General features: G+C 56.5%; 6 protein-coding genes. 3 read left to right on the top strand and 3 right to left on the bottom strand.

Going from position 1 to position 10,135, the window contains the following annotated elements:
• Positions 1–132: 132 nt before the first annotated feature.
• From Q4551_RS14910 to Q4551_RS14900, 3 genes are read right to left on the bottom strand one after another with little or no spacing between them, the layout of a single operon-like run.
• Complete coding sequence (locus tag Q4551_RS14910; RefSeq protein WP_303434667.1) at positions 133–2,622, bottom strand: transglutaminase domain-containing protein; 2,490 nt, start codon at positions 2,620–2,622, stop codon at positions 133–135.
• Positions 2,609–3,820: a DUF58 domain-containing protein gene (locus tag Q4551_RS14905; RefSeq protein WP_303434666.1), complete on the bottom strand. Its 1,212-nt coding sequence runs from the start codon at positions 3,818–3,820 to the stop codon at positions 2,609–2,611. The genes Q4551_RS14910 and Q4551_RS14905 overlap by 14 nt, the downstream gene beginning before the upstream one ends.
• A 1-nt stretch (position 3,821) precedes the next feature.
• Positions 3,822–4,901 (bottom strand): MoxR family ATPase, encoded by a 1,080-nt coding sequence (locus tag Q4551_RS14900; RefSeq protein WP_303434665.1) that lies wholly within the window; start codon positions 4,899–4,901, stop codon positions 3,822–3,824.
• Between the two features lie 441 nt (positions 4,902–5,342).
• Between Q4551_RS14900 and Q4551_RS14895 the strand changes: the two genes are divergently transcribed.
• The 3 genes from Q4551_RS14895 to Q4551_RS14885 are packed head-to-tail and all read left to right on the top strand — an operon-like array spanning position 5,343 to position 10,134.
• Entirely contained in the window at positions 5,343–7,718 is a 2,376-nt protein-coding gene (locus tag Q4551_RS14895) for an ABC transporter substrate-binding protein (RefSeq protein WP_303434664.1), read from the top strand.
• On the top strand, positions 7,718–8,695 hold the full coding sequence (locus Q4551_RS14890; protein ID WP_303434663.1) for an ABC transporter permease: 978 nt from the start codon (positions 7,718–7,720) through the stop codon (positions 8,693–8,695). The genes Q4551_RS14895 and Q4551_RS14890 overlap by 1 nt, the downstream gene beginning before the upstream one ends.
• Complete coding sequence (locus Q4551_RS14885) at positions 8,695–10,134, top strand: ABC transporter permease (protein WP_303434662.1); 1,440 nt, start codon at positions 8,695–8,697, stop codon at positions 10,132–10,134. Before Q4551_RS14890 ends, Q4551_RS14885 begins: the two co-directional genes overlap by 1 nt.
• Position 10,135: the final 1 nt, after the last annotated feature.

The following is a 10,135-nucleotide window of genomic DNA, read 5'->3' as shown; positions in this document are numbered from 1 at the left end:
TCGCTGCATTCGTCGCCTTGCCCTGAACAACGGCAACACTCGCGCAGAGCCGTGCAGGATTAAATGGATGTCCCCTGTAGCGAATGGATAACAGGCCAGTATGGAATAGCCAGTGAATACCAGCTCGGGTTATTACGCACGTGCCGTCAGTCTGTTCGCCAATTCAATCAGGCCGGGTTGCAGTGTTTCTGGTAACTGGATGGCGGTGCTGGTTTCCGGGTCGCCATACCAGCAGGTGTTGAGCAAGGCGACCAGTTGTTGCAAGGCGGCCGTTGGTTCTGGCTCGCTGGTGTCTGCGGCAGTGCCCTGATTGGCTCTGGCAAGCAGGTAGTCCTGCAGGGCCTGGCTCCATACTTCCAGCGGCTGGCCGGGAGGGCGTTGAATGCCACAGGCAGCGCTGAGTTGTTGCAGCTGGCGCTGGTAAAAGGTCAGTGCGGTTGCCGGATCTTTGGCGCGATAACGTTGCAGGCGCAAGGTCACCCAGCGTCCTACGAGAGTACGCCACCAGCGTTGGCGGCTGGGGTAGGCAACTGCGGCAACTATCGCCAGTACCAGCGCCAGTACCAGCCATAGGGGCCAGAGCCAGAATATGCCTCGCAGCAGGTAGCTCAAGGGCAAGATCAACAGCAGGTACAAGGCGTTCCAGAGGGTGGTCAGAATCTGGTCGAAAGAGAATGCCGAATCACCGGGCAGCGCGTGCTGCCGTTGGCTGAGGCTGTCGACGTAGTCGTTGATCTGGTCGGCACTGAGCGAGCTGGATGTGGTGCTGGGCAGTTGGTAAAACGCCGTGGGCTCAAATGTTACCCAGCGTTGGTCGATCCAGGCTTCTGCCCAGGCGTGGCCATCGATGCCCCGTATTTCAAAATAGCCGGTGAGCGGGTTTTGCTGATTGGCGGAAAAGCCCGTCACCAGACGTGCCGGAATATCCAGTGTGCGTAACAGCACCACCATGGCGCTGGCAAAGTATTCGCAGTGGCCTTCACGACGCTCAAACAGAAAGGATGGCAATGGGGTGATGCCTTGCGAGGTCAGCGCCGATTCAAAGCTGTAACGATAGTCGCTGCGCAGGTGCTGTTCCAGTGCCTGGGCCTGGGCGTAAGGGGTGTCGGCGTTGGCGGTTACGCTGCGGGCCAGCGCCGGAATCCGTTTGTCCAGGCTGTAGGGGAGCTGCAGATCATTGTCGCGGGGTTTGGGGGCATGAGAGGCCGGGCGCTGGTCAAGCCATTGCTGTTGCGACAGCACCGTGTATTGGGTGCCGGGTTTGAGCGGTGCTGGCAAGAGCGGTTGGCCGAATGGGTCGGTGGCGATGACGGTAGCAGGCAACCACAGGGCGACAGGGTCTCCGGCGGCAGGTAATTGGGCTGTCATGCCTTGTTTTATGGTGATTTGTTGTTGGAAGTTGCCGCGATTTTCCTGTTCACCGGGCAGTATCACCTTGCCCTGCTGATTGGTGTTGTGTTTATGGAAGGCGGTGGTTGATGAACTCCAGCGCAGTCCATCAAAATGGTCGAAGGTGCGTACTTTCAGGTAGCTGCCGTGAGGGGCTTTCATCAGGGCAATAACCTGGTTCAGATCTGCGGCGGTGGTGCTCTGGTTGCCGTAGGGGTTGTCATTGAGGTTCATCTCATCACGAAAACCCCGGTAGTCGAACTGTGGGGCGCTGGGATCGAGTCCTTCCCATAACGGAATCGGGCCATCACTCTGCTGGTCGTCCTGCAGGTTCTGGGGATCGGTCGGGCTGGGTTGGCCGCTGCGTTTGGCCTGTGTTTGCCAGCTGGCGTTGTCGTAGAGGCTGTCGGCGCTGGCTAACTGGCCGCCGAGGTTGGCGGCGGGCAAGCGTGGCATAAACAGGTAAATGGCTCCGGCAATGGCAACCAGCAGCAGTGCGGCTCCGGTCGCGGCAGCGGGTTGGAAAAAACGCTTATTGAAGCGTCTGGACGTCGCACCGGGTGTCGGGGTGTCCGCTTCGGCTGCCAGAAGGAAGTGGGGTTGTTGGTCGTTGGCCGACGATGCCAGACGGGTGACCTGACTGGTGGTCATGGCCTGGATACACCAGAGCATCGATAGGGTCATCACCACACAAAAGGCATATCCGACCATGATCAGTAAATAGCCACCGCTGGTGGACTCTGCTGCCCCAATCAGTAAAAAGGCAAAGCCGTTCATCAAGCCATAGAACAGCCGTGAGGTATCTGCGGATACCAGGTTAATGGCCAGTTGTGCCAATAGCAGCAAGGCCATCAGTGCGGGCAGGATAGCAACGGTGAAGATCAGTCCAACAAAGGTAATCAGGCCGATGATGGCGAGGCTGTCGGAGACGGTCTTGGCCTTGCTTTTAGTGGATGCTTCCGCATCCAGAGTGGGTGCTGCATTGCGGGTCTGTTGGTTCTTTCCGGAGCGGTTGGCTGCCTCGGCCAGGCTGGCGGGCAGTTGGCCGAGGCCGAGGGTCAGCAAGCTGCTGACCAGCGCCAGTAATCCCATCCCCAGCCCTGGCCATGGTCCGAACAGGGTGATACCTGCTCCGGCAACGGCCAGCGCCAGTTGTGCCGAAAACCAGCCAATGGTGGTGCGTACCGAGCAAGCCAGATCGGTGCTGTGGGGACGACGTTCAGAATGCGCCATAACGGAATTGTCTCTCTAGCTTGCTGCTGGCATGAAGGTGAAGCTGGTAGTGGTTGGCTGAGGGTTGGCTCCAGCCTTCTTGCCAGGATTGCATTGGGTAAATAAAGCTCTGATCAGCAATAAGTATGTCGATATGGCCGCCATGAATATCGGGTAATACCGCCGGTTGGCTGAGGTTCCGCACGGTGATCAGGGTGGCGCTGTTGGGGTATTTCATCAGTGCCTGTTCTACGCGTGCGCCGTAAGGCTCATCGTCATCTGCCTGGGTCCAGGCCAGCGCCGATAAATAATCACTGCTGCCGCGATGGTGACCACCAATGGCGATATCGGTGGCGTGGTTGCCGTGGACCAGCAGCCGCATGGGTTGCTGCTGGTGTTTGGCCCATTCCATCAGCGAGGCTGCCAGCGATACGGCAAATTCAAAGGTGGAGAGTGGTGCTTCGCCGATGTCGTCAGCCCGATCGTTATCCAGTACCAGTAAAAAGTCTGGCTGGGCATGGCTGTTGTACTCTCGTACCAGTAATTGCTGGTGACGGGCCGACGCGGACCAGTGCACGTGTTTGAGCGAGTCGTGAGGCCGGTATTCGCGCAAGCCACAGTATTCTTCCTGAGCGTGGGGCTGGCTGGTGTGCTGATATTCAATCAGGGCATTATCGTTACCGGCTCCGCCGGGCAGGGTCTGCACCGCCACGACCTGGGGGGCGACAATAATCTGACGTTCGGGAATCTCCAGCTGTCGATACTGACTGACAAAACCGAAGGGCCAGCAACAGCCAATCTCAACGCTTTGTATCGGAAATACACCACGATAAGGGCAATGACTATAGGTGCGCAGGCGATCGCCATCGGCCAGCATCGGGATTCTGTGGGTGACGGGCTGGTCGATATATTCCAGATCTTCCCGTAACAGCATCAGGTAGCGGGTTTTGGGGAGTTGGAACTGATACTCCAGTGTCACTTCGCCCCCGGCGCTGGCACTGTCGATCTGCCGTACGGATACCTGGATCTGCCGCAGTGCCAGCCAGGGTAATAACCAGGACACCAACAAGGTCGCCAGTACCAGTGCCAGCATGCCGTACAGCAGCGCCAGGCCCCGGTTCCAGGCAATAAGCAGGCTGGCCAGCGCCAGTAGCCATAAAAAATGCTGGGCGGTGAGGTGTTGTTGTAACCATCGGCCTGGGCCGTTGGATAAGGACATATCAGCGGCTCTCACTACCAGGGCGGGCTTTGACTCTGCCTCTGGGGGTGTTGGTGTTGGTGTCTTGGGTGGTTTTGCTCTCCGTTTCCCTGGTCTGGTCGGAGGATGATTCTGCGGCTGGTGCCTGGGTTTGGGGGGTTCTGGCAAAGTCTGGTACCGGTATTTGTGCCAGCAGATCATCCCAGAATGCCTGACGTTGTTCCGCTTGGTTCATGCCGGGGTTGCGGAATATCAGCCGATGACTGAGCACCGGATCAACCAGCAGCTGCACGGTGTGGGGCGTGACCTGTTTTTTGCCGGTTAACAGTGTCATGGCTCGGGCTGCCCGCATCAGTGCCAGTGCTCCCCGGGGGCTGGCTCCCAGTTGCACCTTGGGATGTTCACGAGTGGCACGTACCAGCTGGTTGATGTAACCCAACAGTGCTTCGCTGAGGGGGATTTTTTCACAATGGGCTTGTAATGCTTGCAGCGCTTTGTCTGACATCACGGCCTCGAGTGTATCCAGTGGATGACCGCTCAGTTGTGCTTGCAGGATGCCCAGTTCCTGTTCTTCGCTGGGGTAGCCCAGTGAAATACGCATAAAAAAGCGGTCCAGCTGGGCTTCTGGCAGCGGGTAAGTCCCGCTGAACTCCACCGGGTTCTGGGTCGCAATCACCATAAAGACAGCCGGCAAGGCATGGATCTCACGATCGATACTGACGGTGCCTTCAGCCATGGCTTCGAGCAAGGCTGACTGGGTTCTGGGGGTGGCCCGGTTGATTTCGTCGACCAGCAGCAGGTTGGTGAAAATCGGCCCAGGTGACAAATGGAAGGATTGATCTTGCGGATTAAACACCGATACCCCAGTGATATCGGACGGCATAACGTCCGGCGTACACTGCAAACGCCGCATATCCACCTGTACCGATTTGGCCAGCGCCCGGGCCAGTGTGGTCTTCCCCAACCCCGGCACATCTTCAATCAGCAAGTGACCGCGGCACAGCAGAGTCGTAAGGGTGAACAGCAATGACTGCGGCTGACAATGGATGACTTTGGCGAGGTTTTTGTGTAGTTGCTGCAGGGAGAGGGCGGGGTTACTCACAGACAAATTCCTTGGATGGATAAGCGGTTGGATGTAAACACAGTCGACATGTCGTGATCCTGGCAAAGCCGGGTGTCTGACTGGGTGCTGGTCGGTGATCCGTGTTCATGAGCTGGACAACGTGGGCGCAGGGCATGGGGATAACCGGTAATGGGGTGACTGCAGGCTTTTTTCTCATGACCTGGAAACATTTTGCCCCCTCTGTTGCCTGTTTATGCTGGCGCCCGGGCAGGAATACTAATCAAGCACGCCATGCGGCGCAAAGGCGGTACTGTGAGGCAGCGCAAGTAATGGTCAGTGAAGTGGCGGTTGAAGCCATTAATGGCCCCTGAATATTGATTGATCGACTGTTCAGACAGAATATCGAGCGCTTCAGGGGGGATACTTGCCTGTTTCTGATTTGATGGCACACTGTGGCAGGTTTTTTTCTAGCGGATGATTATGGCGATTTATCGGTTGAAGTCGGTGATGGGCAAGACGACCAGCGTACTGGATGCAATGGGATTATGGTCCCGGCATCGGCGCATTGCGGGAGCGATGATGCTGGCCGTCACCATGCTGGCCAGTCTGGCCGGTTGCTCTGACAGTGCCATTAACAGCCCCCATCCCGGAGGTGAAGACGCGGATGACATCGTACTGTATTCCAGTTTCTCCGAACGCCCGAAACACCTTGACCCGGCCCGCTCCTACAGCTCCGACGAAGGCCGCTTTATCGACCAGATCTATGATCCGCCGCTGCAATACCATTATCTGAAGCGCCCGTACCAACTGGAAGCCAATACCCTGACTGGCCTGCCCGAGATCGTGTACAGCAATGCCGATGGGGAGCCGGTTGCAGAAGATGCCGAGGATCTGGCGTTCAGTACCTATGTGTTTACCCTCAAGCCGGGTATTTATTATCAGCCGCACCCGGCGTTTGCCCGGAATGCCGATGGCACGCCGCGGTACCGGTTTGAGACGGCCGCCGACAGCGCCGGTTTTCTCGGGCTGGATGATTTTGATCAGCACGATAGCCGTGAACTGGTTGCCGCCGATTATATCTATCAGATCAAGCGGCTGGCTGACCCTGCCAATCTATCCCCGATTCGGGGATTGCTGGCGGAGTATATTGTCGGCATGGCCGATTTTGCCGATACCGTGACTGCTGCCCGGCAGCAACTGGCCGACAGTGACGAGCGTTATCAACAAACCGGCTGGCTGAATCTGGATAATTACCCGTTATCCGGCGTTGAGCAGCTGGGTGATTACCAGTTCAGCGTGCGCCTGAATGGCAAATACCCGCAGTTCAAATACTGGCTGGCGATGCACTTTTTTGCGCCGCTGCCAGCCTTGGTGGACGAGTTCTATCACCAGCCCGGCCTGGCCGACCGCAATATTGTGCTGGACTGGTATCCGGTGGGTACCGGGCCATTCATGATGACCAAAAACGATCCTAACGAAGCCATTATCCTGCAGCGTAACCCCAATTACCGCGACGACTTTTATCCCGCCGAAGGTGAACCCGGTGACGCCGCAGCCGGATTGCTGGATGCCGCCGGTGCTCGCTTGCCATTGATCGACAAGGCGGTGTACCGGCTGGAAAAAGAATCGATCCCGCTATGGACCAAATTCTTGCAGGGCTATTACGATCGATCTGGCATTGCCAGCGACAGCTTTGACCAGGCCATCTCAATCGGTGCTGCGGGCATCCATCTGAGTCAGGAAATGCAGGATATGGGTATCAGGATGGAAATCGAAGTAGTGCCCGGTACCTATTATCTGGCCTTTAATATGCTGGACCCTGTGGTGGGTGGTTTGCCTTCGCCGGATACTGCTGGTGCTGACATGAATACGGCTCCTGATCCGCTGCAGCAGGAGCGGGCGCGTAAATTACGTCAGGCCATTGCTATTGCCTACAACCAGGAAGAGGCCATTTCCATTTTTGCCAATGGCCGTGGTGAAGTGGCACAAAGCCCGATTTCTCCCGGGATTTTTGGTTATCAGTCGGGGCCACAAGGGATGAATCCCTATGTTTTCGACTGGGACACCAACGCTCGTTTGACCGGCTCCAAAACGGCCGGTGCACCGGTACGCAAATCACTGGATGAAGCCCGGCGTTTGCTGGCCGAAGCCGGTTATCCTGGCGGTCGTGATGCCGTTACCGGTGAGCCGCTGGTACTGAATCTGGATACCCCCAGTGGTGGGGGGAGTGCCAGTGCCATGCAAATCTGGATGATCAAGCAGTTCAAGAAACTGGGTATCCAGCTCAATATCCGCGGTACTGATTACAACCGCTTTAAGGAAAAAATGCGCTCGGGTAATGCCCAGTTGTTCCAGTGGGGCTGGATCGCCGATTACCCGGATGCGGAAAACTTCCTCTTCCTGTTATACAGCGCCAATGGCCAGGTAGTGACCGGCGGTGCCGGGGTGAACTCCAGCAACTATGCCAACGCCGATTACGACCGCTTGTTCGAAGCGATGAAACTGATGCCGGATTCTCCCGAGCGTATGACCATTATCAAGCAAATGCTGGCGATTTATCATCACGATGCGCCCTGGGCGTCAGGCTGGCATCCCCACTCCTATGTGCTGAACAATCCCTGGGTAAAGAACACCAAGGCTCACGGCATCAGTAAGGCGGTACTGAAATATTACGGCATTGATAATGCTGAACGGCAACAGGCCCGGGCAGAGCGTAACCGGCCGGTGTGGTGGCCGTTGATGTTGGTGGCGGCTTTGGTCGTGCTGTTAATGATCCCCGGTTATCGTGCTTATCAGCGGCGGCAACAGGCTCGAGTGATAACCGGATCGCGGGCGACTACCGGAGGGCAACACTGATGCTGGCTTATATTATCCGCCGTTTGCTGTATGCCGTGCCGATTCTGGTTGGGGTGAACGTACTGACCTTTGCGCTGTTTTTTGTGGTCAACTCTCCCGACCAGATGGCACTGGTGCAACTGGGCGACAAACATATTGATCCCCAGGCGGTGGAGCAGTGGAAAGTACAACGGGGGTATGACAAACCGCTGTTTATAAACGATCGGGACGACAGTCAGGGATTGCTGACGGATACCATTTTCTTTGATAAATCGATGCGCCTGTTTGTGCTGGATTTTGGTAAATCCGACGAAGGCCGTGCCATTGGTGATGATATCCAGCAGCGCATGTGGCCCAGCCTGGCGGTGGCGTTGCCGACCTTTATTGTCGGGCTGACGGTGAATATTGCCTTTGCGCTGTTTGTAGTGATGTTTCGCGCCAGCCTGTTTGATACTGCAGCGATGGTGGCCTGTGTGGTGCTGATGTCGATTTCCGGGGTGTTTTACGTATTTGCCGGGCAGTACTTTTTTGCCAAAACCTGGAATCTGGTGCCGATCTCCGGTTATCTGGCGGGCATCGACGCTGTTCGTTTCCTGATATTACCGGTGATTATCGGGGTGATCAGTGGTATCGGCGGCGGTACGCGTTTGTACCGCACCCTGTTTCTGGAAGAAGCCAACAAGGATTATGTGCGTACTGCCCGAGCCAAGGGGGTGCCTGAACTGACCGTGTTGTTCCGGCATATTTTGCCCAACGGTCTGATTCCGATTCTGACCAGTGTGGTGGTGGTGATTCCGTCGCTGTTTATGGGCAGCCTGCTGACCGAGTCGTTTTTTGGTATCCCCGGCCTGGGCAGCTATACCCTGGATGCCATTCAGGCGCAGGATTTTGCCATTGTGCGCAGTATGGTATTTCTGGGATCGGTGCTTTATATCATCGGTCTGATTCTGACCGATATCTCCTATACCCTGGTTGATCCACGCGTGAGGTTGTCGTAATGCTGGCTGTTCAACCGGTTGTTTTGCTGAGTGATTTATTGATTTTTGCCCTGGTGGCTGCACTGATACTGTTTTTTGTGCAGTTGGCCAGAGACCCTCTGGCCAGAGGGCGCTGGCGTTCGGTGTTTGTATCCCGTATCGGGTCGGCGGCGTTTCTGGTGATTTTGTTTTATGTCCTGATGGCCTTGCTGGATTCATTACATTACCGCGAGCCATTACCCGCCATTGCTACGTCCGGGTCTGTTGCAGAGCCGGCTTCGGAAACCATGACCGAGCCAGTGGTGCACTACAGCCAGGAAGTCAAAAGTGTCCTGGATGCGGTGCTGGCAGGGTTACACGGACAGGATGAAACCACCTATTCCGAACCGTTTTCGATTTACTCGTTTGCCCGTGAAAACCAGACCTCGGACGACGGCAACGTCGTGCGGGCGTTTCCTCGGCTGGCCCATGCGGGCAGTCACTTGCAAGAGGGTGACAGTGTTGCGGCCGATGTATGGCAGCGCTCTCTCAAGTCTGTTCTGACGGGGGTGGCTATAATGGCTGCCCTGGTGATCCTGCATTGGCAATGGCGTTTACGCTGCACGGCACAGGGCTGTGGCCTAAAGAGTGACGACATGGGCGCTGTGCTGCCATGGAAAACAATTTATATCACCCTGGGAGTGCTGGTCGTAGGCGCTTGCTGGGTGCTGGAGCTGGGCCAGTATTACCATATTCTTGGCACCGACAAGGTCGGCCAGGATGTGTTGTATCAGGGATTGAAAGCCATTCGGACTGGGGTTCTGATTGGCACATTGGCTACCCTGTTGACCTTGCCACTGGCGATTTTGCTGGGTATCTCGGCCGGTTATTTCCGCGGTTGGGTGGATGATCTGGTGCAGTATGTATACACCACCCTGAGTTCGATTCCGGGCATTTTGCTGATCGCGGCTTCGGTGCTGTTGATTGATGTGTATATCGAAACCCATCCCGAACAGTTCCAGCTCACCACGGAACGGGCAGATTTCAAGTTTCTGGCGTTGTGTTTCATTCTTGGCATGACCAGCTGGACCGGGCTGTGTCGCTTGTTGCGGGCCGAAACCCTGAAGGTCAGCCAGCTGGATTATGTGCAGGCGGCGCGGGCCTTCGGGGTGCGGCATGGCCGTATTATCGGCCGTCATATCCTGCCCAATGTGACCCATCTGATTCTGATTGCGTTGGTGCTCGACTTCAGCGGGTTTGTACTGGCTGAAGCGGTGCTGTCCTATATTGGGGTCGGGGTTGATCCGTCGATGGCCAGCTGGGGCAATATGATTAACGAAGCCCGGGCAGAATTGTCCCGTGAGCCAGTGGTGTGGTGGTCGGTGGCAGCCGCGTTTGTGTTGATGTTTATTCTGGTTTTGGCCGCTAACCTGTTCGCCGACAAGGTTCGTGATGCATTTGACCCCCGGTCGGCAGGGTAGT

It is taken from the genome of Oceanobacter sp. 5_MG-2023, from assembly GCF_030548165.1.
Classification (GTDB): Bacteria; Pseudomonadota; Gammaproteobacteria; order Pseudomonadales; family Oceanobacteraceae; genus Oceanobacter.
This window is presented reverse-complemented; position numbering and strand designations above follow the sequence as displayed.